Raw genomic sequence first — 23,042 nt, 5'->3', positions numbered from 1 at the left:
CCTGAGGCTATGGGGTTTCTGCTGTATGACATTCAAACCGTCTCCTTTTGAGCGCTCTGCACCTTACAGTAGATGCTGCAAGTGCCTGGTATCCTCCATCGCATCATGTAAGACTCGGATGATCTCAATAACCTGGTCTGTCCCTATGCGATAGAAGACAATGTGACGAGGACTGATTGCGCGGCCTTCAGTAGTCTCCAGCACGTTGAATGACAGATGCAGGCTGCGAAGTCCAGGTGAAAGCTCATCGCGAATTCTGCTGCCGGGGAGCGCTGGTTGTTCTGCAATGCGATGGAATGTTGTCTGTAGCAGGTCTTGATACCGATTCCTGACAGACTCGCCTAATCTCACGTGGGTAAAACGGAGGGTATCGGCGATGTCGGTGCATGCTTGGGGAGCTATGCGAATCATGGCCCTACTCATGCTTTACTGCTCGCTCGGCTTCCAAGGTTGTCGAGATAGGCCGTGAGGTTAGCTGGATCAATTTCTTCGTACTGGCCCGCTTCGACCTGCATGATGCCAAGTGATGTAGCGTTTCGCAGGGCTTCGAGCCGGGCTGCCTCAGCTGCTTCGTGCTCGAGCAACATCCGTATGCCTGCCCGTACGACCTCGCTGAAGTTCTGGTAGCGACCTGTGTTGACGAGATCATCTATGGACTGCTCCATCGGCTTAGGAACGACGACGTTGTGGGTGGCCATGAATGTGGACCTGATAAGTGGTGATGGCGTTTTATGCCATACCCTTGCGAAAATGCCAAAGGTGTCGTATATCTGATGGCAAGATGCTCTCACCGAGCAAGGAGATGGATCATGACTGTTGCCACCAAACACTCGATTGCCTTTCGCTTAGGCCGGGCTCTGGGAGGCGTGGCTCGCTTCTGCATGCATGATCGAAGCATTGTTTTGCGCTGGATCAAAAGAGCGTTAGTTGGAACTATATTGCTGGCCGTCTTGGTTAGCTCCTTCAGTTGGCTGGCCTCGGCTGCGATCTGGGTCGGTATCATTGCGTTGGCAGCATATGGGTACAGAAGCCCTGGGCAAGCTTGGACTGATGAGGAGTGGGAGAGTTTTCAGGCACCTTATGGTCGTGATGTTTTGGGTCGTCCTTTGACCGTACGGGGGGATGTTGAGAATCCTTACGACCTGACTTCTTAATGTTTCTAGAAGGGTATGCCGTTAACTAGCGTTAACGGCAATTTTATTTATGGTTTTATAACTGAATTTCCTACTTTTGATATTGCGCCTGTCGCGAATTTTCCACCGGCCTCACCGGCGCCTTGTACGCCTTTAACTCCGTTGGATAGTCCATTTATTACACCGCTAGTGTTCACTCCAGCCCAGCCCAGAGCTAGAACCCAGAAGGTAGGCAGCATGATGAACATGGACCCCATTACAAAGTTAAGAATAGCATCTTGAGTAGTGGTGTTCAGACCCATCACGGGATCGAAGGACAAATGCGGTGAGCCTGAGCCGTACAAAACGTCGATAATTGTGCTATCGACCCATCTGGCTAGTTGAAACCAGAAGTCTAAAAAGATTAAGGCGAACATCGTCACGGATATAGTAATCGCAACCTCAATCCTGTATGCGCCAATTATCAGCACAAGCGGAATGCAGATAATTAGAGCCATCTTGAGGAATGCCATGATCATGGGTAACGCTTGCCTAACCATGTCCATGCCTGGGAAGTAAGCAACTGACCCGATTGCGACCCCTAGTGTTCCCCCTGCACGAGCAAGGCCATTCCATACGGTTCCATCGACCTGCCCGCCATAGTCGGTGTAGACGTCGCCGCTGATCTGGCTGGATGGCGACACGAGCTGGCGAATCATCGAGTCGGTTACTTCTTCCTGGGACAGCCACTTTGCCCATCCAAGAAACTGGTTCAGCAGGCTCGGATCGACCTGGGCTTTCAGTCGGTCCCGTAGGCCGATGTTCCCGTCTGACCACCACTGCTTGCAGGTGGGGTACCCACCACCACCGGTCACCTGGGGCATCCCGTCATCACGTTTCGTGTCATACGGCCAGGATGTACGGGGAGTTCTGGAGTAGTCCGTGTCGTAGTACCCCGCTGTATTCAGCAGATAGTGGGACCCGATCCAGTTCAGGTCCTGCAGGGCCTTCTGGTCCTTGGCTATCGATCCAATGTCGGGCTGACGCATGAACAGGCGCGCCCGAGATGGGCCGAAGCAATCATGGGTGAAGTCTGCTACCTCTTGCGCGAGCAGGGGGTTACCGATCCTCATCGCGTCGACCTCCATGCGCATTTGCCTGAGATCTGTACCGCAGGGGATTGCTGCAACAGCGCCGCTATTCAACCCCTTGGACAGGGCGTGCACGAGCGCCCACCAGACCGGCACCTTCGCGCTCTTGCCGGCCAACGAACTGAAGGTAGTGTTCCACCCTGTCTCCGAGGGGGCTGGCGTCAGCACCTGGCACTGCTTCCCTCGCGATTGGTCGAATTGCAAAGTGTCAAAGCCAACAGGTATGAATGGTACAGCGCACAGAGATACCACCACATATCCGACGTAGATCCGGGTCTCAATTCGAGCCAGGGACAGCACTCCCTTGTTGCCCTCGTCGGCGCCTTCACCTCGGACCTTGAGCCACTCCTGGGCCACGATGATGATGAAGGGTAGGGCGAACAGGCCCGTGTCCGAAATCATGTCCCAGATCCCGTTGTTGATGATCCATCCTACAAGGGTGAGGTAATACTCCAGGTAGTCGTTCGTGTAGAGTGTCATAGCACCTCCGACCAGGTGATTGGTGCTTTAGAGATCTCGATGATCACGAACAGCAGGAGCACCAGGAACTCGATTCGCTGCGTCCCCTTGGATCCTTGCCCTGCCTCAGCCCCGGGTAGGCGCGCTTTGAGTTTCAACCAGCCAAAGACGATGATGCCGTAGAGGGTAATTCGCCATAGCAGCAGTGGCAGGTAATTTCCCTCCCGCCACTTCAACCAGGCGTCGAACACGCCCAGGTGATTGATCGCAATGATGCCGAGCAACATGCTCAGCAGCAGCATCACCACGCTGAGAACCACGCCTTCCAGCAGAACTTTCAGGGGGTGGGCTTTTTTCTCTACATCCTCGGACATGTTCACTCCTTGCCTGCAGGCTTCTGCAGCTGCAGCAGGCGATCCTGTTCAGGAGCCGCGTCATAGATTGAGCGGGAGCTTTCGGAGCGCGCTTTGCCTCGTTCGATGATCTTCATCGGGGAGTTGTTCGCGAGCTGCTGCCGCATGTCGAGCTCGGTCTTGAGGTTGGTGATGAGTTGCTGAAGCGTGTCGACCTGTCCGAGGGTGGCCTCAACCGCCAGCTTGTTAGCATTCACGTTGGGTTCCTTGCTGCCTGTAATCAGCATGCGTTGCAGCAGCAGCCCTTTCTCCAGGACATCTGCCAGGGCCACCTCGGATGCCAAGCGTGAGGCCAGCACCGCCTGATCCCGCTCGTCACGAAGGGCTGTAACGACACCGCGGGTGATGGGTAGGGAGTCGCTGCTTGCCTCACGCAGCTTCTCGGAGGTGATCTGTGTGCCGGGCTTCAACAGCTCCTGTAGGGCAGCGAGCTTCTTGTCGTATGTTTCCTGGATCAGCGGGGTCAGGCCTACACCCGGAGTGGACGTTGTGGTGCAGCCTTCACAGGTCTGGAGCTGCTGCTCACCTAGGACGCGGTTCGCGAACTGCGCGGCTTCGGCCGGGGACTCCCAACTGCCGCATACCAGGCCATTGGAGCAGTTGGACTGCGGGATGCTTGAGGTATCCTGAGCTGCGCGGTTGTTGAGGAGGTTGTAGCCTGCTTTGGCGACGTCCCCGACCACCTTGATGGGCTGCTGGCCATTGCCACCGGCCTGCTTCCCACCTACCCAGGTCACACCGTTGGAACCTGGTGCTTCCTCGACCTTGTCGACCACTGCTACGGCGTCGTTGCTGGATGCCAGGGCTTGCCCCATCTTCTGGCCCTCCGCAACCTTGCCCCATCCCATCTGGCCGCCTGCAATGTCAGCCATCCGTTCGGCCATCGCCCTGCAGGTTCCCTTCGAGCGGTCGTAGTCGAGGCGTGCCTGCAGGATCCCGTTCGTGAGCAGATTGTAGAGGGCAGGATTGGCCCGCTGCAGGATCAATGCTGGTAGTGACGTGACAGCGCCGGTCGCGTTCTGGATGACGCTGCTCATGATCTGCTGAAAACCCTGCGTTGCGCCGTTCAGCTGGTTCTGCAGAGTGTTGCTGAGGTCCATGTTCCCGCAGACCAGGTTGTTCTGCCAGCCGGCGCCGACGGTGATGCTTTCCATTTGGCCAGCGCTGCCCATCTGGACAGCACTGCCACCGCCGATACTGTAGAGCACGTCGTCCCCGATCACGCTACCCTGGGACTCCACCTTGATGGGGTCCGCGGCCTCGGCCATGGACCAGGTACTGCTCAAGCCAACAGCGAGCAAGATGGCGGCGGCTAATTTGTTCATAGAGATCTCCAGGTCATATCTCATTGGAAGTCAGTGCTTCCCAGGAAGGTTTGCCCCTTGCGCTGGCAGCATGAATAGGGCCGCCACAGGGCCCAGGCATAGGCTTCGTCGACCGCGTCGGCATTAGGGCCAGGGGAGGGGAACACGGCACAGGTGGGGCTCATGTTCGGCGTGAGCTCCTGCCACTTGCCTGTGCTTGCATCACCTTCTTTCAGCTCCCCAGCAGGCCAGTAGCCTGGCTCTGGAAGGGAACGCATTGGTAGGTAAACATGGGGCTGTCCTACGCGGGTCGTGATGTCACCGGCGCGTTGGGCGATCACTGCACCGGACTTGAAGTCGTCGACCTGGTGGATAAACCCACTACGTGGGTAGATGCTTCCCCACATGTCAGCTGAGAGAAGCCCCCCGACTTCACGCATGCCGGGAAGCAGGGCCTCGGGATAGACGGATTCGGGAACTCCGTACCGCCATGCGAGGGTGTCCAGCGTGCTGAGCATGTAGGGCACGTATGGGGTAGTCGCGCCGTGACAGGAGTATCCAAAAGAGCTGACAAACTGGTTGAACACCGCAGCTCCAGGGTGGCCGATAACGTCAGCCTCTTTGAACTTCGTGATGTTGTTCTCGGCGTTATGGTTGGTGGTGCCATCGTTGCCGGCTTGTGCTGTGGCGTTCGGCATCCCCATCGGGCTCACCTCAGTCCAGGGGTTGCCGCCAGTGTTGGCGTAAGCCGATACCACCGCGTCTGGGATGTAGTGGCGGACTTTGGTAGACGTTTTCACCGTACAGCCGACTGGGGTGCAGAGCAGCCAGTAGCAAATGCCAACTACCTTGTACTCCAGGCACGTGGGCGAGCTGGTGGAGGCGAGAATTGCTGCCGAGCTGATGGCCGCAGAGGCTGTGAACGGTAATGCCGACGCCAGAACACCAGCCAGGGTGAGTTGGGGAATCCGTCTCATCATCGCCCCCTTGCCCGGTTGATGACCTGTATGGCAGCTGTAACGTCGGGTTGGCCGTAAACCACATACTGGCGATCGACCACCACAGCCGGCACTTTCGAGATGCCGATACTCCACGCATCAGCATTGCCCTGCTGGGCAACGGCCAGCTGTTCCATCAGCATTGCTCCGGCCGGTGTACCCATCAGCTGTCTTGCTGCGAGAGCTGCCTGGTGCGGGTTGGGTGGCAACTTCTTGGACAGCTGCTCCTCGATGTGTTGCTGCTCATCGAGCTTGATGACTCGCACATCAGTTGGCACGGCGGACAGTGGGTGTGCTGTGTCTGTAATGGCCCAGGTCTCGGCGTGTGCGGTGCCGTTGGCCAATGCGACGACAAGGAATATGGCGGTTCGCCAAGACTGTGGGTGAAGTTTGAGCATCGGGCTGTACCTAGAAGGGGAACCGGTACAGGAAATCTCATCGGCCTCATAGGTTCAGTAGGAAATGAATAATCGACTAGGTGGGAATTTCTCGGTAAGCGTCCGGCTACCCTACCTTCCGAACTCCAGCCTTAAGGACGATGGTGTCCGCGTATTTTTAAGCGGACGCGATCATCCTTATCGCCAAGATTTCCATGCGCCAGAGCAACTTCACTGCCGGCATTCGTTCCGCTAAAAGCCGCATCTAAACGGCCAGTTGAAGCGTCAGTGATCATCGAGCTGCCCATGGCCGGCCAAATGATCACAGTGAAGTGGCCAACCTCAGATCCTGAGGGCTGCGCGCAATTTATTCGGGCTGTCGTCCAATGATCCGCATTTATGCGATCTGGCTGGCCCTTGAACCGTTGGATATGCGCGCCGGCACCGAAACCGCATTGGCCCGGGTGATCGCGGTGTTCGGTGCGGCGAAGCCGCACTGCACTTATTTGCTCGCCAATCGACGCGCTAACCGGAAGAAAGTGCTGATGCAAGATGGTGTGGGCATATGGCTTGCCACGTGGCGACGGAATCACGGCCACAAAGTCAATCTCGATAGCGAACAATTCCAGGCGCTGGTACTGAGTCTGCCGTGGCAGCGAGTCGGCGCAGGCGGTGTGATCAGCATGCTGTAACCGCCGGCCATTTGGCCGGTCTGCGTCCGTCGCTAAGGGAGCTTCAATTAGCGAGCGCCCATAGCGATGTAAAGCTTCACTCCGTAACGAGTTGACCGTTGAGGTACTGCTCGTCGGTGACAGCTTCCATCCAGTCGGTATTCTTGCCATCGAGCGTTTCTGTGATCGCGAAGTGCGACATGCCGGTTTCTGCAGCGGCACCATGCCAGTGGCGCTTGCCGCAGGCGCAGGAGACGACATCCCCAGCACGAATTTCAGTGCGCGGGCCGCCTTCGCATTGAGTCCAACCTACACCGGTCAGCACCACTAAGGTTTGACCCAGCGGATGTGCATGCCAGTGCGTCCGTGCGGAAGGTTCAAACGTGACAATGGCTCCGGTTGCTCGACCAGGCGCTGCGGCTTGGAACATGTAATCGATCCGCACCGAGCCGGTGAACCAGTTTTCTGGACCCTTGACCGAAGGTTTGCTGCCGTTGCGGATAATGGTCTGGTCTGTGCTGCTCATGGTATTCGTACCCGTTCGTTGAGGCTTAGCCGCCGTGGATGGGCCAGTTCAAGGCCGTACGAACACTGTAGAAGCTTCAGGAATTGGGTACTAGGCGGCAAAATATGGATACACTCATTCACAGGTGGATAAATGTCCTCTCCTGATCTGAACCATTTGGTCGCCCTGCTGACCGTTGCGCGTGAACGGAGCTTTACGAAAGCGGCTGCAAAATTGGGTATCCCTCAGTCGTCACTGAGCAGAATAGTGACCACTTTAGAAACCAGGCTCGGGATGCTACTGCTGATGCGCACGACCAGAAGTGTCTCTCCCACTGAGGCGGGGCAGCGGCTTTTGGACTCGGTCGCTCCGAAGCTGGAGGAAATCGAGGCAGAGCTGATGGCTGTTGCTGAGCTCCGAGAAAAGGCGATAGGTACGGTGCGCATATCTGCTACCGACTATGCCGTCAACCAATACATCTGGCCAAAGCTGCAGGGGCTCCTGGCTGAGCATCCCGAGTTGCAGGTCGAACTTATCAATGACTACGGCCTATCAGATATCGTAAAGCAGCGCTACGACATTGGTGTGCGCCTTGGCGACCAGGTTGAAAAGGACATGATTGCAGCGCGCATAGCGCCTGATGAAACCCTTGCGATAGTAGGCGCTCCGAGCTATCTGGAAAGCAGATCTGCTCCAGAGGTGCCCGCAGACCTCACTGCGCATAACTGCATCAATCTACGACTTCCCACCAAAGACACGCTCATGTCATGGGAGTTGTGTAAGGGAAATGACACGCTTGAGGTGAAAGTGAGAGGTCAACTGGTGTTCAACAACTCTTATCAGATGTTGGATGCTGCATTGAGGGGCTTTGGTCTAGCGTATCTCCCTCTGGCTCTTGTTCAACCCCATGTCGAGGCAGGACGACTCCGCTTAGTACTTGAGGATTGGTTTGCAACTGTGACCGGCCACCATGCCTATTATGCTCACAGACGCCAGTCTTCGCTTGCAGTACGCCTTGTAATTGATGCTTTGCGTGCCAACTAGCCATATCGTCCGATTTAGATCTATTTCAGCCGCTTAAGATGTATCCGTTTGCTGGTCAAGTCGAATGCAAACAGGTGGCCCAAATCAATGCGGTTAAAAAACTCACACAAGGTGAGTTGGGCGGGCGCTTGCATTTCTCGGTAAGTCGGTCAGATGTACATCTTTATCGCTTGCGTCTGATTCAATATGAAGTCCGGTGCGACTAGCCTACCGTCTTAAAGACAGATTGAGCACGTGCTTGGTCTGTGCAGCCTCCTCGTTCAGGCGCAAACATTCTTCATCTGCCTGTAGCTGGTTCGGGAATTTAGTCGAAAGATGGACGCCAGTCTCGGTATTGACGATCCGGAAGTAAAAGCCGCATCCCGTCTCGCTAGCCATTGGTCTCTTTTGTACGATGAAGACTTCGTCCATGATTTTCATCCCTGTTGAAAAATTCACCTAGCTTAGTAAGAAAAGTATAAAGATTTCAAGTGATAGTCGGGAATCATCTAAGACAGAAGGGATGATTTAAAGAGAAGCCCACCGAGGCGGGCTTCTATCGAGCACTGAAAAGGGGAGGTTAGTAGCTCGACCAATCTATTGTAGCCTACCTCCGTGATCGCGATCACTTGCGCTATGGGTAACTCGCATCACCTCTTCCAGCAGGCTTTCGAGCGCATCTAGGGTTTCGGAAATCTGTTCCAGCGATTGTGCTGGATACGACATACTGTCCCGGGTGATTCCCTTCATGGATGTCGCCAGCGACAGCTGAACATTGGCCAACCGTGAAAGCAGAGCCAAGGTGAGAGTATCTGTGACCATAGTAGGGGCCTCACTTGAAGATGCAGCAGCATAAAGGCCAGCATCAGGTGCCAGGTCGAGATCCTGTACAAGACGCTTCGACCGCGTGCTCTAATGGTAGCTGAGCAGTCAGCGAGCTTTGAGTGGAAGCACCGCCTTAGAGGGGGCATACTGGTTCGATTTGCACGGAGGCGGATATGCGCAATAGAGGTCAAATTTTCTGGGAGTGGGCAGATCCTGATCTGCATTTCCGAAATTTCGATGAGCGTTTAGCCGATGGTTCGCTCATCAATATCCAAGTGCGTACCTCCAAGGCGAAGCAGACACAATTGTTCCTCGGAATCTATACCCATGATGGGAGCATGTTGCTTGAGGAGGGGTATCTGGATTGCGAAGGGCAGACGATGACAGCGGCAACGACCTGGGCATTGCTGCGCGCCCGTACCTGGCTCGAGGACAGAACTAAACTGCAACCGACGAAGGATTGAGGGCGGCGCTCATGCTCGGCTTGGGATAGACGATTGATGTAGAGAGGTGTCGCGAGGGACGGTGTCCCCCGGAAGTGCTGTCGTCCTAGTTGTAGGAGATCACACGGGCAGGCTTGGAGCCTGCCCTGTTTGGATCACACGCGGAACTGTTCCATCAATCCTTGCTGGTGGTTGGCCAGCTGGTTGAGGTTCTGGCTGATCTTCGCAGACTCATTGGCCTGGCCTGACAGCGCTTCCGTAACATCCCGGATATTCGCTACGTTACGATTGACCTCCTCCGCCACTGCGCTCTGCTCCTCCGCTGCTGATGCGATTTGCAGGTTCATATCGTTGATGACGGTAACCGAATCTCCGATACGATGTAGAGCAGTGACTGCCTGGTCGACAAGTTCAACGCTATTCTCCGCCTGCTTGTAGCTGTTGTGCATGGTGTCCACTACATCACGAGTACCGTTTTGTAGCTTCTCGATCACCAGGCGGATCTCTTCTACCGAATCTTGGGTGCGCTTAGCCAAGCTGCGCACTTCGTCGGCAACCACTGCAAAGCCGCGGCCGCTTTCCCCCGCGCGAGCTGCTTCGATGGCTGCATTGAGGGCAAGCAGATTGGTCTGTTCGGCGATGGCGCGAATCACTTCCAGCACCGATCCGATTTGCTCGCTGCTACCGGCAAGCGCTTCGACTTCATCCGTTGCCGAGTTGAGTGTGTTTGCCAGTTGCTGTATTGCCATTGTCGTACGATCAATCACCGCCAGTCCCTCGCGGGTCGCACTATCAGCTCCTCGTGCGGCATTGGCAGCCTGGGCGGCGTTGTTCGCAACATCATGAGCGGTGGCGCTCATCTCCTGAGAGGCGGTAGCGACTTGGTCAACCTCGCGGAACTGTTGCTGCATACCGTCGCTTGTCTGGCTGGCGATGGCTGCAGACTGGTCGGCAGTGGCACGTGCATCCTGCACCGAACGTTTCACATCTGCGATGATTGGTTGGAGCTTTTCGAGGAAACGGTTAAACCAACCGGCCAGTTCCCCGAGCTCGTCCTGATTGGTGTACGCCAGGCGCTGCGTCAGGTCCCCTTCACCACTAGCGATGTTTTTCAGCATTCTAGAAACCGCGATGATCGGGCGAGTTACACCACGTGCGGTCAACCACATTAGCAACAAGCCGACAATAGCTGCTGCTGTACCGAACAATAGCTCTAGAGCAGTACCTTGTGCGTTGTGCTGGTCGAGGTCAGCCTGCAGCGCTAACGCAGGTGCCAGAAGAGAATCCTGAGGGACATCCAGCAGGACGCCCCACGACTTAGAGCCCGGAATCGGTTGAAATGGTTCCAGTAGCTGGAGATGGCCGTTGGTCTGACGCTCATGCCTCTGCTCTTTGAGTTGGAGCTCTAGCAAAGTGGTGGCGCTTTCCGGATAGGCTTGGGATAACGCTTTGCCGAGGAGCTCGTCGGTTTTGCTATAGCCGGCAAGGAGACCAGAAGGGCTGATGATGCTGATTGCGCCTTCGCCTTTGTATAGCTCTTGGCTGCCTTGATTGGCCAGTTGTTGCAAGCTACTAAGGCTGATGTCCATACCTACAATCGCAATCATTTTACCATCCTCGATCACTGGGAAAGTCAACGTGGTGATCAGTGTTGGCTGCCCGGAGGCATCATCGAAATAGGGGTCCAGCAGACAAGGCTTGAGAGTCTTTTGTGGACAGGTATACCAGGCGCTGAAGGGTTCGCCATCGAGCATCGGCGTAGCATCGAAAATTGCTGCCTCGGCCGGCGTCATCGAATTAAGCTTGCCATCAAGTTGCGACCAGTATGTGGAGAATCTCCCCGTTTCATTGCTGCCAAGATCGTCACGACTGATGTATTGGGCATCGTTACCATCCAGCGCATTCGGCTCAAATACCAGGTAAAGGCTGAGCAGCTCAGGCGTGCCTTGTAGCGTAGTCTTGACCTGCTGGTGCAAATCCGCACGCAGGGTTTTGCTGTCGATACCCAGCGCCTGAGCCTGTCTACGTTGATTCAGTGTTTGGCGGGAGAAGTTGAGGCCGGTCTGATAGGCCGCGAGGAAGTAACGCTGGATGGTGAGCGCCTGGACCTTGCCCTCGCCACTCATGAGTTCACGGGCAGACGATTCCAGCATCTGCGCGCTATTTTGCTTAACTAGTTCGGCGCTTGCATGCATACGATAGAGCGAAATGCCGATCAGCACTGCGACGATCGCCAGTAGGCAAAGGCCAGCCAATAACGTAATTTTCCATTGGATGGATAAGCGATTTAAAAGCATGGGCGCGAAATCCTTGAGAGTCTTGTTATTGGCTTGTAATGCAGGCTTGTACTGGTAGGTATCCATTAGCAGATTAGATAGTAGCTGGTCCAGCTCGCCGACGCGACGCTGCAAAAGCTACCAAAAGTGCAGTTTAGTCCTGTAGGCATTTATCTAACCCAGGATTACGGACGATAATATCCGGGGCTCTTATCGCTCGCGCTCGAACTTCTCGACAAGATTTCCATGCCCAAGAAATCTAGGTATTCCAAATCGTTCTAGGTTAAACTGCTGAAAGGTTCTAAAGCTTGTGGCAGCCCTCGCCAGGGCTGCCACAAGCTCGGACATGACTCTTAGCTTATAGTGCTCTTTGCAAGAATTAAGGTTTTAAGACTCAACGACCATCAATCCCGGTGCTGGTTTTTTAAAGCCTGCTGTCAGCCACATAAGGTACACACCACCGCATACCAACCAAGCCACCCCGGTCAGTACTACCACAGCGCTTAGTAGCGACAGCAGATAAAGATTCACTCCAATTGCCAGCACCGGAAGTACCACGAATCTCACCCCGCTCAGCCGCTGTTTGCGCCGCTCTCGCAGGTAGTAGGCGATCACGCACACGTTAACCGCAGCAAACGCCAGAAACGCACCGAAGTTGATTACCGATGCTCCCGAACTCACATCGGCGCTGATCCCGATCAATCCCAGTCCGGCGATCAACAGCAGGTTGAACACTGGTGTTTGCGCCTTGCCCTGCAGTCGGGCGAAGTAGCGTGGAGGTAATGCACCTTCGCGTCCCATGAAGTACAGCAATCGGCTGGCGCTGACCTGCACCGCTAGGCATGATGCAAAGCCTCCGATGATGCCTCCCAGATTTACGAAGTCGGCGAAGAATTGCCCACCTACCTCAATCGATAATGCGTAGGTCGCTGTCTCCGGGTCGGCGAACTGCCCGCCAGGATGGCTCAGTTGCATTAAGTAGGCTACCGCTGTGAACAACAGTCCGCCTAGGCTGATAACCAACAACACCGCCCGGGGGATGTCACGTTTGGGCTGCTCGGCTTCCTCAGCGAGAGTGGTCACGGCGTCGAAACCGAGGAACGAATAGGCGGCAATTGCGGCGGCGGCGGTCAGTCCCGTTAGGGTGCTGTGCTCGTTCCAGATGGGTTGAGTGAAGCCAATCTGCGGCTGGCCAGCCACATAGCGCAGGCAGTAGCCAATGAATAGCAGCACAAGGGCCACGCTTAGGGCTGTTAGCACTTTGTTTAGACGATCAGTCAAGGCCATGCCGCTGACGGTCACTGCCGTGGTCAGGCCGATGTTGATCAGCAGCCAACCCCAAGTAGGGATCTGCGGAAACTGGGCGTTGAGGAACACGGACTGCAATAGCCAGGCGACCATGGGCATGAACAGATAGGCCAATAGCACCGACCAGCCGACCATGAAGCCGCAGCCTGGGCCGAGCAGACGCTTGGCGTAGTAGTAGGCAGAGCCGGATACAGGGAATAGATGCGAAAGCTTGGCGTAGCTAAGGGCCGACAGGAGCATGGCGCCGGTAGCCAGCAAGAAGGCGCTTGGGGCGATGCCGTCACTGCTGTCGGATATGACGCCGAAAATGACCATGGCCAGGCTTGGGCACATGTAGGCTAGACCGAAGACTGTCAGGGACGTCAATGAGAGTTTTGCGGGTGCGGCATTAGACATGGGCGACCCCTTGGGACTTTGGGGTCATGCCACGCGCCGGGGGTTGAACGATATGAGCCATGGTTCATCCTCTCTTGTGGTTTTTCTAGGAGGCTGAATTGGAACTCCAAGAGCTTTGAGCCTGGGAGTAGTGGAGCAGGTGATCGCTTGTGAGCTACTGCCGGCCTAGTATGCGGGGCTAGGCGCAGATTTCTATAACGTCAAATGATTAACCCGGGGTAGAGGCGTAAGGAACCTAAGGCGCCGTTTGCAGCCTGGCGAGGTCATCGCCCGCCAGAAACAGCAACGAGAACAACTCGCTCTGGGAGCTCACGTCCAGTTTTCGATAGACGTTGCGTCGATGGACTTTAACGGTCTCAGCGGAAAGCTTGAGTTTGTTCGCAGCCTCTTTGTTGGAGTGCCCCGAAAGAATTAAGCGCACCACATCCAATTCCCGTGCCGTGAGCGCCGACTCTACCTGGCGGCGCGCATCGTCTCGCTTGTGCGCAAGGCCCAGGGTGGGTTTTTCCACTGCGGGTTCGGGCAATTGCTCGAAGTGCAGCCGCTGGCGCAGCAGTCCAATCAGCCAGGGGCGAACCAACTCCAACTGGGCTATGGCCTGAGTGTCGAAGCGCGAGCGTCTGCCCAGTGATAAACATAGCGTGCGCCCATCGCGGATTGCCACGTTGAACTGAACCTCGTCGGCGACCACGTTGTGTGTGAAGTACAGTCGGTAGTAGTCAGTCTGTTGGAAATGCTGCGGGGCCACGTCTGCTAGGCGCACGAGGCCGGTCAGTGGCTGCTCTCGGCTACTGATATAAAACGGGTCGAGTAGGTATAGGCGGTTGGCGTACTCGGTTACCAGCGGGTCGACACCCTCGTGCTGATAGGGGCTCTGCGCGAAGATCAATGGTTTCTCGTGACTAAATAGCAGAGCCACCCAGGTATCCAACTCCACGAAGTCGCCGAGCATCGTCGCCAAGGTATGCCAGAAACTCGGCCGGTCGAGGTGTTCGATGCATTGGCCAACGCCCTGGTGCCATGGAAGATCTTGCGGGTTCAATCCCATACCTACCCCCGGGTTAACCCGTTGAAGTGATTGTTTTGTGGGTAATTATTTTCATACTTGCACCACCCTTCGCAATTGTCACTTTGCCCGCGGAAGGGTCGGGCTCAGCGAGACGGATTGCCCATGAAGATCGAAGTGGTACAGACGACAACCCGTGATGGCGATACAGCACACAACCTGAAGACCATTCTCAAGGCAATGGCCCAGTGTGCGTCGGACACCGATATCCTGCTATTCCCCGAGTCACATCTGACCGGCTTCCTCACCGCAGATGATGTGGGCATGCTGTCCGAAGCCATCGACGGCGATGCGGTGCAGGCAGTGGTTGCGGAGGCACGCCAACGCAATGTGGCGGTAGTGTTGGGGCTGTACGAGAACGCCAATGGCATCTTTTATAACACTACCCTGTTCATCGCTCCCGAGGGAATCCTGCTTACCTACCGCAAGACTCATTTGTGGGTGCCGGAGCACGGCATTGTGGTGCCGGGCGATCGCTTTGCTACCGTCGAATGGCGTGGAGTGCGCTTGGGTCTCTTGATCTGCTACGACAGCGAGTTCCCTGAGACCGCGCGTGCGCTGAAGGCACTTGGGGCACAAGTGCTGTTGATCACCGACGGCTTAGCCGAGCCAGAAGATCATGTCCACAGGGTGTCGGTGATGGCCCGGGCGATGGAGAACCAGGTTTTCGCTGTTACCGCCAACCGTATAGGCGACGGACCCGATAGCTGCGTGTTCATCGGAGGAAGCATAGCGGTAGACCCGTATGGTAAGGTGCTGCTTGAGGCCGGGCGTGGCGAGTCGCGGCACCAGCTGAGCCTTGACCTGTCATTGATCGACAAGGCGCGGGCCGTCCATAACTATACTCTCAATCAGCGTCTCGGTTTGTCGGGCGAGCGGATTGAGCATACCAATGGCATGCGTGAGCTTGTTATCGATAACACAAGCATCCGGTGACCTGTTGATCGAAGTTGCTACATAGAAAAGTGCCCACCGCGTGCGGATACGTGCGTGGTGGAGACTTCGAAGCGTCAATTGTCAGATATCCATTTTGGAGTCTTTCGCCAAATTCAGCTTGATGATGGTTCCGGACGTTGGGCTGTACCAGTCGACGATCACGAAACGTCCCGTCCCGATGGATGCGTCATAGTCCATGAGCACACAATCGTCATTCCACTCCTGGAGAGCCCAGCTTAGTTCTGTGTGAGATGGGAATTTTTCCTCGGATATTTCAAGCTTAAAGCTCGCACTCCCAGCTCCAGCACCTGGAAAAAAACTGCTTGGCAGATTACTTTCTTCGTCATTGTTATCAGTGTGCGTAACTGTGAGTTTGATTGTCACCTGGCTACTCCTTGCGCAGCGTGCTTTGAGTGGCCAGGGCATCAATGGTCGATAGTAGTACAGCGCTGTCCACAGGGCCCTCCAGTCGTACGCTTTGCCCTGTAAGGGTGTCGGTGACCTCGATCGTGGGGGTAGCGGCAATGCCGCGATTCTTGGCCACAGCCAGTTGTCTTTCTACAACTCCACGGATGTCCATGTTTTTTTGTGCGCAACTGGAAAGAGACTTGGCTGAGATACCTGGCACCTCCAGATCCTCAGCGAGCCCTTGTCCATCACCCCGTGTGCGCAGCAGAACCAGTTCGATTGCCTGCCAGAACACCGCCGCCCCCCCTAAGTACCCTGCGCATTGAACGAGTCGGGCCTCCGATTGTGCAGCAACGCCATGGATATCGAGGGGGAAATGGTGCCACGCGAGCTTCACGTTATCTTGCCCGTTCACCCATTGCTTCAGTTGCGGGGCGTATGCCCTGCAATAAGGGCACTCGAGGTCTGCATACTCAGTAATTACCCACCTAGCATTCGTGGATCCGAAGTACCAGGTCTCATCCGGGTTTCTGGTGTTCGAGCTCGTTGCGAGCTGCCAGCAGGCACCTACGCCTGCGATCACCATGACGATAAACAAGATGAGGTTGGGCCTAAGCTTAGGCATGCTTCCCCCCGAAATCATCAGGATGCGCTCCAGAGCGACCGAGATTCTGCAATGCGACTTGGAGATCCTGGATTGCCCCCTCAGGTTGGGGATGCTGTTTCAGCCATTCATCCAACACGCACTGAACCAGTGGAATGATGTCGCGACGATCGAGGGCGTTATTTTTGATCTGTTGCAGCTCGTCAATGAGCACGGGGGCGCAAACTGACAGCGACTGCAGTGTGTCGTGTCCGGGCTCTTTGAGCAGTTGGGTCAGGTTATCAATGATGTTCTGGGTCAGGGTATTCATGACTCTCATGCCACGCGCTCCACGGCCTTTTTTTGTTCGGGAAAGGTGATGGGGAAGGGGGTGATGCCGCGTTTGCGGTCCAGGTCCGCGGCGACCTGCAGCGCGGCATGTAATTCGTCGCAGCCGAGCGCTTGCATGGTTTCATAACGTTGCCGCTTTTCTTCTGGCTCGGTCATGGCCAAGGCGAGGCACAAGCTGGGCGGCACTACCCGGAACAGCATCTCGATCCGCTTGGCCAGGACGATGCCCTCGGTGAACTTGCCGTTCTCCTTCCTTGCCGAGAGCATCATCGTCTTCTGTGCCGGCGTGAGCTCACGGAAGCGCGCGATCTTCTCCACCTCGTCTGGTGGCATGTTCAGGCAGATCCACCACTCGATCATGTTCAGCAGCGCCGATGCTTCTGGGGGGATGTCGTCGACGTTTTGGGTCGCCATCCAGTACCAGGCACCCAGTTTTCGCCACATCTTGGTGATCTTGACCGAGTACGGGGAGAGCAGTGGGACCTTCAATGGAATGTGGCCTTCGTCGGTGAAGGCAATCAGTGGTCGACCTTTGAACTGGTCACGCTCTGCGATGTTGTTGATGGTGTTCAGCAGTGAGATATAGGCGATGGCCATCTGGGCCTGATAGCCCTCACGCGCGTAAGTGGCTAAGTCTACGATCGTGATGTCAGCTTCCGGCCAGGCGGTACCAGGACGGTTGAACATCTCGGCTTCCGTACCCATGGTGAACATCCCCATGGCTTCGGCCATCTCCATGAGTCGGTTGCGCCGGCTTTCAGGGAGCTTGTCGTTGCTGGCCATCGCTTGGAGTGCTGCGCTGATATCTTCAGTGAGCACTGGCCGGTTCTTGCTGACACACAGCTCGGCCGCGTTGAGGATGCACTGGCGGATAGCACTGCGGTCAGCCCGAGTGAGCCGAGCATCTTCCTTGGACTCGCCGCCTGTGATCATCAGTCGGGCAGTGATCTCAAGTTCGCCCAAGATATCCCGCTGGTCGTCCTCGAGCCCCGCCATGGCGTCGGCGAGGTGTTGATCGGAAGCATCCACGTCCGCGGCATTCAGGACCTTGACCTGGTCCTTGTTTTTGACGAGTTGCACCGCGTCTACGAACGGGGCAAGGCTCACGCCGCTGCCTGGGGCGAGCCGCACTCGGTTGACGGTCAAACCGAGCCGCTTGGCGAAATCCCCCAGCAGGCCGAAGCTGTTGCCGGCCTCGATGATGAAGAACCTTGGGCGGTACAGTGCGATGGCTTGCATGATCAGGTAGTTGGCTGTTGCAGACTTACCCGCGCCGGTGGGACCAAACAAGAACAGGTGCGCGTTCATCTGGCGATCGAGCTTGTTCAACGGGTCGAAGGTCAGCGCCGCTCCACCCCTGTTGGAGAGCGTGAAACCTGGGTTGCCTGTGCCAGTGGAACGCCCCCATACCGGCGCCAGATTCGCGATGTGCTGGGTGAACATCAGCTGGGTGTACCAGTCCAGAGCGCGGTTTTCATTCGGGTCGAAATTGCAGGGTAACCACCGTAGGTAGCTGTTCAGGGGCGCTACCTCGTCCTGTGGCTGGACTGGCTGCATGCCGGCGCCGAGCAGGACGTTGCACAAGCTGGTAGTGCGCTCCTCGAGCACGGCTTTATCCTGCCCACGCAGGAAGAACGCAACACTGCCCCTGTAGAGCTTGTGCTTGCGCCCGAGGATGGTCCGTGCGGTTTGAACGTCATCCCGGGTGTGGCTGGATGCCTGGGTGTCGCCGATGGCCTTCCTGGAGAGTTGTTCAAGATGCCCTTCCAGCAGATCCTGCGGGGTCGGCACCATGGTGATACACAGCACGGTATCCTCAGGCAGGCGGTCGAACAGCGAGTTCAATGAGTCTGCCTGCTTGGTCTCACCGGTCAGGTGCCCAGTAAGGGGGGCATTTTTCAGGCGATCGAGGATCACAACTCGGTGCGGCATGCCGTCGAACGACCAAAGGCCACTGTCGACATCCGAGCGCGGTTCTCGGAAGAACAAATTCTCCGAAAAGTCGGTACCGCTGGCCACCGGCAGCTCACCCTCGTCGAGCTCGCGTGGTGGTTGGCAGACCGTGTCGTAGAATCGACGGATATCGCGATCGGTCGTGCCCAGATGATCTGGGTGTGGATTGAACCAACCCACGAGCCAGCGCTTGATCGCGTGGCCATCCATGCGTTTGGTTGTAACGCCGGCGTTGGCCAGGGATCCCTTGAGACGATCGCAGATTGACTTGAGGTAGGCGGCAGGATCCTGTCCGCGAACCACGAGGTCCTGTTTCTTTACCCGGCGGTACACCACCAGGCGGACTTTCCGGGTCTGCCCACGCCACGGGAGATTGCTGACTGCAGTGTCGACGAACAACCCACCCGGCTTGGAGATGGACTCGAGGTGGTGGCGGAACAGCGCGAGGTACAACCTGGTGAAATCCGTGTTCTCAGCCCGCGGCTGGACGTAGGCCTGGAGTCTTTGCAGGTAGTCACCCCAGTCTGTTTCGTCCTGGGCGTAGAGCTGGACTACCCAGTGGGAGCTTTCCAGCTCGTCGAAGCTGTCCTGCAGTACACCCTGCAACGCATCTCGGGCTTGTTGAAGCCAGTTGTCGGAACGCCCCTCGGTGCCGATCGGGACCAGCTCGAAGAACGCGGCCCTGGAGATGCCATCCTCGAGGAGCATGGCTTCTTCCTCGGGCAGATATTCAGCCCATGGCAGCATGTCAACGAACGACGGGTTGACCTCGTACATGCGCGACACGTCAGCTTTCGTCGCCGGCCGACGTTTAGGGTTTTGCCAGTCGATAGGGGAAGGGATGCCCATCGACTCCAGGCGGGCGATGTACCGGTCATTCGCAGCCAGGCGGTCCTCCTCGTTGACGGCTTTACTAACCGTTGCGGGACGGTCGTCGATTGGCTCGTGTTCGGTCGCCGTCTGGCCGAGCACGGGCTCTATGGGCATTGCAGAGCCTTTGCCCAGCAATTTGCTGATGAACTGCATCAGTACTCCTCCGTACGCTCGCCTGGCATGGCGTACTGCACGCGTTGATACATCGGGAACACCGTGGTGTAACCCGGGACTGGAACCGGATCCGTACCAGCCAGGTGCGGGAACACGTACATCACCAGGTCAGGGTTCGGCAGGCGCTTGAACTGGCTGTAAATCTCGTTCTGGGGCGTGCGAGTGAAGGTGTCAGCACCTGCCTGCTGGCGAACCACCTGCGCCTCATCGAGCGGCCGACGAAGCTCTTGGCGAGCATCCAGCAGCGTTCTGCTGTTGGAGCTGCCAGAGCTCCCGCCAGACGTGCCGTGTTGCCAGACGTCCATCATGTTGGCTTCCCCGTGGGGCAGCAGTTCGTCTTTGTCAGTCGTGCATCCGCCGAGAATGAGGGCGAGCACGAGCCAGGCCCCGGCCTGGAGGTGGGGCTTAGTCCAAGTTTGCGGATACATGGTTGGCTCCGGCGTTGTAATCGACCTTGCGGCCTTTGATCTCGTAGTCGATGGCGAGCTGCTGGTCCAAGTGGACGGCGACCTTCGCCCCGGGCTGGACGTACACGGCGGCGAAGGCTTCGCCGTAGAGCTTGTTCATCCAGGAGCGGATGTCGCTGACCCCGCCGGTGAGGATCGCGCCCATGGCTGAGTTCCCCGAGGAGCCCGTGGTCCCGAATGACGTTCCTCCGCTGCTGAAGGATGTCGAGCTATTTTGCTCATCGGTCTTCAACAGTTTGGCGATGCCCGCGCCCGCGGCCGTCACCAGGGATTGGTTGGTCAAATACTCCTTAGCGTTTGATCGGCGGTCGCCCGAGATGCAGGGGATGCCGTAGGAATCGCTAATCCAGCCGAGTCCGCCTTGGATCGCCGGCTGCCCGTTCCCGTTGCTGCTGTTCTGATTGTTGTTCTGGCTACCGTTGGCTTCCTCAGCCGGGGCAGGGAACGATCGAACCGTGCCGTCGGCGAACACGAAGGTCAGGCTTCGGACTTGCCCGCGCACGCAGGACAGTGTCCAGTCGCCCGATGCGGTCCCACTGGCGACGGCACCGACGACGTCAGGGAGATCAATGCCGTTGGCGGTTAGGTTGTCCGGACCGATCAAAACCTTAAATGGGAAGGGGTCATTGACTGTTCCATCGATCGGGACGCGGCCAATGAGCGCTGACATGGCTACCGACCCCATCAGGGTCGAGTTCTGAGGCAGGGTATAGGCTTTGCGCACTTGCTTGCGGGCATCCTGGGGAGACATCTCAGCACCGACGTTCTGCGCCGTTGCGCTGAGAACGGTCTGGCCTTTGTCCAGGGTGCTGCCAAAACTGGTGGGAAAATTGAAGCCGCTGGCTGCCTGGGGGGAGCCGGGCTGAAGGGGTTTACCGCTAGCATCCACGGCAGTGGCATCGGTTGGCTCAACCCACACAAGTCCACTGGACTTCGTCGCTTTGTCGAAACCCGCACCGTCACCTGGTTGCACTCCTAGCCCAATGGGGAGGTCCTGCCCAGCGGCATTGGGATTCTGCGACAGGTTATCCAACTGACGCTGGAACTGGTCCAGCAGGCCTAGGCTCTGGTTCTTCACCTGCTCCTGCAGCTCACCCTTCGCGTCATTTAGCTTGCTGTCGACATTTTGATCTATGCGCGAGAGCCGGAGTTGGAGCTCTGCGTTCTGGTCCTTGAGTTCTTTGTTGTCGGTCAGCACCTTTGCGATCTGGTCTTTCACCTCCCGGCTTTCGGCGACAACGGTGCGGAGGGTGTCGGCAGGGGTATCACCATCCACCCCTAGCTTGCGCGCGGTGTCGCTTCCGATGAGGATCGGTTTTTCTTCCGAATCCTTCACCTCTTCTTTTTTACTCACCCCCTTGAACAGGATGATGAGCGCGATGACGAGCACCGGTATGAGCAGGTACTTGAGGAGTGGATTACTTTTTAGACTGCCCACGGCGCCCTCCTGCTTTCGGATCAACTTGGCTGACCGAGGACGGTAGCAAGGCGTCTTTCAGTCCTTTGCCTTGGGTGACCAGGTATAGCGTGGTGGTATCGCTGGCGTTTCCGCGAGCCCCAAGGTACGGGTGTTGGAATGTTGCTGTGGTGAAGTTCCCCATCAGTTCTGTTGCATCCATCGTCAACTGCTGGGCGCTCAGATTCCTCAGCTTGACTGCTGTGACGTAACTGTTGTCGAGGCGCCAAGCCCCCAGCACCGATGCCTCCACTGGCAACACTGGCAACAAGGTGCTCAGGTCCATGCCTCTATCAACACGCACCTGGCTGATGCCGGTGACTGGCTCAACGGTTCGAAGTGGGGCGTACAGCATTTGTGCCGCATAGCGCGTGAGAGCCACAGGCGCTGGCGTTTCATGGCGGGGTGCGGGCGGAACATCGTCCTCCTCCGACGGTGCAGACGTCGAGGATCGCTTCGTCGGAGCGCGTGTGGAGGTGGTATCGCCGTAGTAGGTGGAGGGGGCCGTACCGGCGATGATCTTCGCGGGTTCAAGCTTGGCTTGTCCCTCTGTCGCAGGTGTCGCAGCAATATCGACGAGCATGATCTCGCCGGTTGTCACGTTTTGCAGTTGCAGCCTGGTCGGTGGAATTTCCTGGCTGGCCAACAGGTAGATGGCGCCGCCGGTGCTCTGGACCCGCAGATGGCCAACAAGCTCCGGAGGCATGCCTACGCGCACATTCTGGTCGACGAACACAATGCGCTCTTGCCCGACAATCAGCGGGACTGCCATGGGAATACGGTCCCACTGCAGCAGCTCAACTGCTTTCACATCGGCAGCTGCGAGGAGGCCCAGAGCAAGGAACCAGGTGCGTAGATTCATGGCTTCACCCCGGCGGCTTGCAGGTCAACTTCGATGCGTTGCGGGTTGGAGGCGTAGCAGTTCCACATCAACCCGAACGGATTTTTTTCAGGATTGACGTCCGCCCGGACGATGGACAGTGGGTAGCGGGTCATTGCACGCTTGACCCGCTCGCCGTTCACTGACTCGTCAGCGAGCAGATCCAGGTTGACTGTCCAGTCGTTGATTCCGATCTCTTCCACGCGCAGCACGCCAGGGTCGGTCAATCCGTGGCCCGGGATCTCTGAGACATTCCGCTCACGGCGGCGCAGCTCACCGGCGTTACGGCGCATCTCGTAGTCTTTCTGCAGGTATTCCTTGCAGCCAGGGGTCACGTAGGAGGCCAAGCGCTCGATGTTGTCTTGGTAGTCGTCGTCTCCGTTCTTCTCCCACCGCTGCATCTGCTGGAAGATATAGAACCCGAATGCGTAGACGTTTTCTGGTGGTACCTCCCACCATTTGCGAGTACTGCCGGAGCGGAGGTCCGGCGGCACATGCACGGTCAGGTCTTCTGGGGCTTTGTGCCAGCCGTAGAACGCGAAAAGACTGACTGCGCCCAGCACAATGACCGCGATTCGCAAGCTGAGAATGTGTGCCTGCTGAGCATCCACTCGTTTTCGAAAACTCATGAAGA

General features: G+C 56.9%; 24 protein-coding genes and 2 pseudogenes. 5 read left to right on the top strand and 21 right to left on the bottom strand.

Going from position 1 to position 23,042, the window contains the following annotated elements:
* Nucleotides 1-63: 63 nt before the first annotated feature.
* Complete coding sequence (locus tag AC5QPF_RS24655; RefSeq protein WP_494960292.1) at nucleotides 64-411, bottom strand: type II toxin-antitoxin system RelE/ParE family toxin; 348 nt, start codon at nucleotides 409-411, stop codon at nucleotides 64-66.
* Nucleotides 412-419: 8 nt separating this feature from the next.
* Entirely contained in the window at nucleotides 420-698 is a 279-nt protein-coding gene (locus AC5QPF_RS24650; RefSeq protein ID WP_494960291.1) for a type II toxin-antitoxin system ParD family antitoxin, read from the bottom strand.
* Nucleotides 699-809: 111 nt separating this feature from the next.
* Here AC5QPF_RS24650 and AC5QPF_RS24645 point away from each other — a divergent pair, with 111 nt between their 5' ends.
* The gene (locus tag AC5QPF_RS24645) at nucleotides 810-1,154 is read left to right on the top strand and encodes a hypothetical protein (protein ID WP_494960290.1); all 345 of its coding nucleotides are present in this window, start codon (nucleotides 810-812) and stop codon (nucleotides 1,152-1,154) included.
* 47 nt (nucleotides 1,155-1,201) lie between these two features.
* Here the strand turns inward: AC5QPF_RS24645 and AC5QPF_RS24640 are convergent, their stop codons facing one another.
* From AC5QPF_RS24640 to AC5QPF_RS24620, 5 genes are read right to left on the bottom strand one after another with little or no spacing between them, the layout of a single operon-like run.
* A complete protein-coding gene (locus AC5QPF_RS24640; RefSeq protein ID WP_494960289.1) occupies nucleotides 1,202-2,743 on the bottom strand; it encodes a conjugal transfer protein TraG N-terminal domain-containing protein in 1,542 nt (513 codons plus the stop codon).
* Nucleotides 2,740-3,096 (bottom strand): hypothetical protein, encoded by a 357-nt coding sequence (locus tag AC5QPF_RS24635; RefSeq protein WP_494960288.1) that lies wholly within the window; start codon nucleotides 3,094-3,096, stop codon nucleotides 2,740-2,742. The genes AC5QPF_RS24640 and AC5QPF_RS24635 overlap by 4 nt, the downstream gene beginning before the upstream one ends.
* Nucleotides 3,097-3,098: 2 nt before the next feature.
* Nucleotides 3,099-4,460: an integrating conjugative element protein gene (locus AC5QPF_RS24630; RefSeq protein WP_494960287.1), complete on the bottom strand. Its 1,362-nt coding sequence runs from the start codon at nucleotides 4,458-4,460 to the stop codon at nucleotides 3,099-3,101.
* A gap of 20 nt (nucleotides 4,461-4,480) precedes the next feature.
* Nucleotides 4,481-5,419 carry a TIGR03756 family integrating conjugative element protein gene (locus tag AC5QPF_RS24625; RefSeq protein ID WP_494960286.1) on the bottom strand — a complete coding sequence of 313 codons (939 nt, stop codon included), beginning with the start codon at nucleotides 5,417-5,419 and terminating at the stop codon, nucleotides 4,481-4,483.
* Nucleotides 5,416-5,835, bottom strand: coding sequence for a TIGR03757 family integrating conjugative element protein (locus AC5QPF_RS24620; protein WP_494960285.1), 420 nt, complete (start codon nucleotides 5,833-5,835; stop codon nucleotides 5,416-5,418). The genes AC5QPF_RS24625 and AC5QPF_RS24620 overlap by 4 nt, the downstream gene beginning before the upstream one ends.
* Nucleotides 5,836-6,200: 365 nt before the next feature.
* Here AC5QPF_RS24620 and tnpB point away from each other — a divergent pair, with 365 nt between their 5' ends.
* On the top strand, nucleotides 6,201-6,506 hold the full coding sequence (tnpB, locus tag AC5QPF_RS24615; protein WP_494960284.1) for an IS66 family insertion sequence element accessory protein TnpB: 306 nt from the start codon (nucleotides 6,201-6,203) through the stop codon (nucleotides 6,504-6,506).
* A 76-nt stretch (nucleotides 6,507-6,582) separates the two neighbouring features.
* Here the strand turns inward: tnpB and AC5QPF_RS24610 are convergent, their stop codons facing one another.
* Nucleotides 6,583-7,011, bottom strand: a complete 429-nt coding sequence (locus AC5QPF_RS24610) for a (R)-mandelonitrile lyase (RefSeq protein ID WP_494960283.1) — start codon at nucleotides 7,009-7,011, stop codon at nucleotides 6,583-6,585.
* Between the two features lie 132 nt (nucleotides 7,012-7,143).
* On the opposite strand from AC5QPF_RS24610, the gene AC5QPF_RS24605 reads away from it, so the two are divergent.
* Nucleotides 7,144-8,034 (top strand): LysR substrate-binding domain-containing protein, encoded by an 891-nt coding sequence (locus tag AC5QPF_RS24605; protein WP_494960282.1) that lies wholly within the window; start codon nucleotides 7,144-7,146, stop codon nucleotides 8,032-8,034.
* 207 nt (nucleotides 8,035-8,241) lie between these two features.
* Here the strand turns inward: AC5QPF_RS24605 and AC5QPF_RS24600 are convergent, their stop codons facing one another.
* The gene (locus tag AC5QPF_RS24600) at nucleotides 8,242-8,445 is read right to left on the bottom strand and encodes a hypothetical protein (RefSeq protein ID WP_494960281.1); all 204 of its coding nucleotides are present in this window, start codon (nucleotides 8,443-8,445) and stop codon (nucleotides 8,242-8,244) included.
* 566 nt (nucleotides 8,446-9,011) lie between these two features.
* Here AC5QPF_RS24600 and AC5QPF_RS24595 point away from each other — a divergent pair.
* Nucleotides 9,012-9,302 carry a hypothetical protein gene (locus tag AC5QPF_RS24595; RefSeq protein ID WP_494960280.1) on the top strand — a complete coding sequence of 97 codons (291 nt, stop codon included), beginning with the start codon at nucleotides 9,012-9,014 and terminating at the stop codon, nucleotides 9,300-9,302.
* A 134-nt stretch (nucleotides 9,303-9,436) separates the two neighbouring features.
* Here AC5QPF_RS24595 and AC5QPF_RS24590 read toward each other — a convergent pair.
* The 4 genes and pseudogenes from AC5QPF_RS24590 to AC5QPF_RS24575 all read right to left on the bottom strand — a co-directional run.
* A pseudogene (locus tag AC5QPF_RS24590) lies at nucleotides 9,437-9,952 on the bottom strand (methyl-accepting chemotaxis protein); the annotation flags it as partial.
* A gap of 390 nt (nucleotides 9,953-10,342) precedes the next feature.
* Nucleotides 10,343-11,407 (bottom strand): annotated as a pseudogene (locus AC5QPF_RS24585) (cache domain-containing protein); the annotation flags it as partial.
* 537 nt (nucleotides 11,408-11,944) lie between these two features.
* Nucleotides 11,945-13,261, bottom strand: a complete 1,317-nt coding sequence (locus AC5QPF_RS24580; protein WP_494960279.1) for an amino acid permease — start codon at nucleotides 13,259-13,261, stop codon at nucleotides 11,945-11,947.
* Nucleotides 13,262-13,496: 235 nt separating this feature from the next.
* Nucleotides 13,497-14,309 carry a LuxR C-terminal-related transcriptional regulator gene (locus tag AC5QPF_RS24575; RefSeq protein ID WP_494960278.1) on the bottom strand — a complete coding sequence of 271 codons (813 nt, stop codon included), beginning with the start codon at nucleotides 14,307-14,309 and terminating at the stop codon, nucleotides 13,497-13,499.
* A 123-nt stretch (nucleotides 14,310-14,432) separates the two neighbouring features.
* Here AC5QPF_RS24575 and AC5QPF_RS24570 point away from each other — a divergent pair, with 123 nt between their 5' ends.
* A complete protein-coding gene (locus AC5QPF_RS24570) occupies nucleotides 14,433-15,263 on the top strand; it encodes a nitrilase-related carbon-nitrogen hydrolase (protein ID WP_494960277.1) in 831 nt (276 codons plus the stop codon).
* An 81-nt stretch (nucleotides 15,264-15,344) separates the two neighbouring features.
* On the opposite strand, the gene AC5QPF_RS24565 is transcribed toward AC5QPF_RS24570, so the two are convergent.
* The 8 genes from AC5QPF_RS24565 to AC5QPF_RS24530 are packed head-to-tail and all read right to left on the bottom strand — an operon-like array spanning nucleotide 15,345 to nucleotide 23,037.
* Nucleotides 15,345-15,647 (bottom strand): hypothetical protein, encoded by a 303-nt coding sequence (locus tag AC5QPF_RS24565; RefSeq protein WP_494960276.1) that lies wholly within the window; start codon nucleotides 15,645-15,647, stop codon nucleotides 15,345-15,347.
* Between the two features lie 4 nt (nucleotides 15,648-15,651).
* Nucleotides 15,652-16,257, bottom strand: coding sequence for a thioredoxin domain-containing protein (locus AC5QPF_RS24560; protein ID WP_494964243.1), 606 nt, complete (start codon nucleotides 16,255-16,257; stop codon nucleotides 15,652-15,654).
* Nucleotides 16,258-16,288: 31 nt separating this feature from the next.
* Nucleotides 16,289-16,594, bottom strand: a complete 306-nt coding sequence (locus tag AC5QPF_RS24555) for a death domain-containing protein (protein WP_494960275.1) — start codon at nucleotides 16,592-16,594, stop codon at nucleotides 16,289-16,291.
* The gene (locus AC5QPF_RS24550; RefSeq protein WP_494960274.1) at nucleotides 16,591-19,584 is read right to left on the bottom strand and encodes a conjugative transfer ATPase; all 2,994 of its coding nucleotides are present in this window, start codon (nucleotides 19,582-19,584) and stop codon (nucleotides 16,591-16,593) included. Before AC5QPF_RS24550 ends, AC5QPF_RS24555 begins: the two co-directional genes overlap by 4 nt.
* Entirely contained in the window at nucleotides 19,584-20,033 is a 450-nt protein-coding gene (locus tag AC5QPF_RS24545) for a TIGR03751 family conjugal transfer lipoprotein (protein WP_494960273.1), read from the bottom strand. Before AC5QPF_RS24545 ends, AC5QPF_RS24550 begins: the two co-directional genes overlap by 1 nt.
* Nucleotides 20,011-21,510 carry a TIGR03752 family integrating conjugative element protein gene (locus AC5QPF_RS24540; protein WP_494960272.1) on the bottom strand — a complete coding sequence of 500 codons (1,500 nt, stop codon included), beginning with the start codon at nucleotides 21,508-21,510 and terminating at the stop codon, nucleotides 20,011-20,013. Before AC5QPF_RS24540 ends, AC5QPF_RS24545 begins: the two co-directional genes overlap by 23 nt.
* A complete protein-coding gene (locus AC5QPF_RS24535; RefSeq protein WP_494960271.1) occupies nucleotides 21,491-22,390 on the bottom strand; it encodes a TIGR03749 family integrating conjugative element protein in 900 nt (299 codons plus the stop codon). Before AC5QPF_RS24535 ends, AC5QPF_RS24540 begins: the two co-directional genes overlap by 20 nt.
* The gene (locus tag AC5QPF_RS24530; protein WP_023628669.1) at nucleotides 22,387-23,037 is read right to left on the bottom strand and encodes a PFL_4703 family integrating conjugative element protein; all 651 of its coding nucleotides are present in this window, start codon (nucleotides 23,035-23,037) and stop codon (nucleotides 22,387-22,389) included. The genes AC5QPF_RS24535 and AC5QPF_RS24530 overlap by 4 nt, the downstream gene beginning before the upstream one ends.
* Nucleotides 23,038-23,042: the final 5 nt, after the last annotated feature.

The organism is Pseudomonas sp. Con_6 (assembly GCF_059379395.1).
The sequence above is the reverse complement of the archived record's forward strand: the minus strand, read 5'-3'. Positions and strand labels throughout refer to the sequence as shown.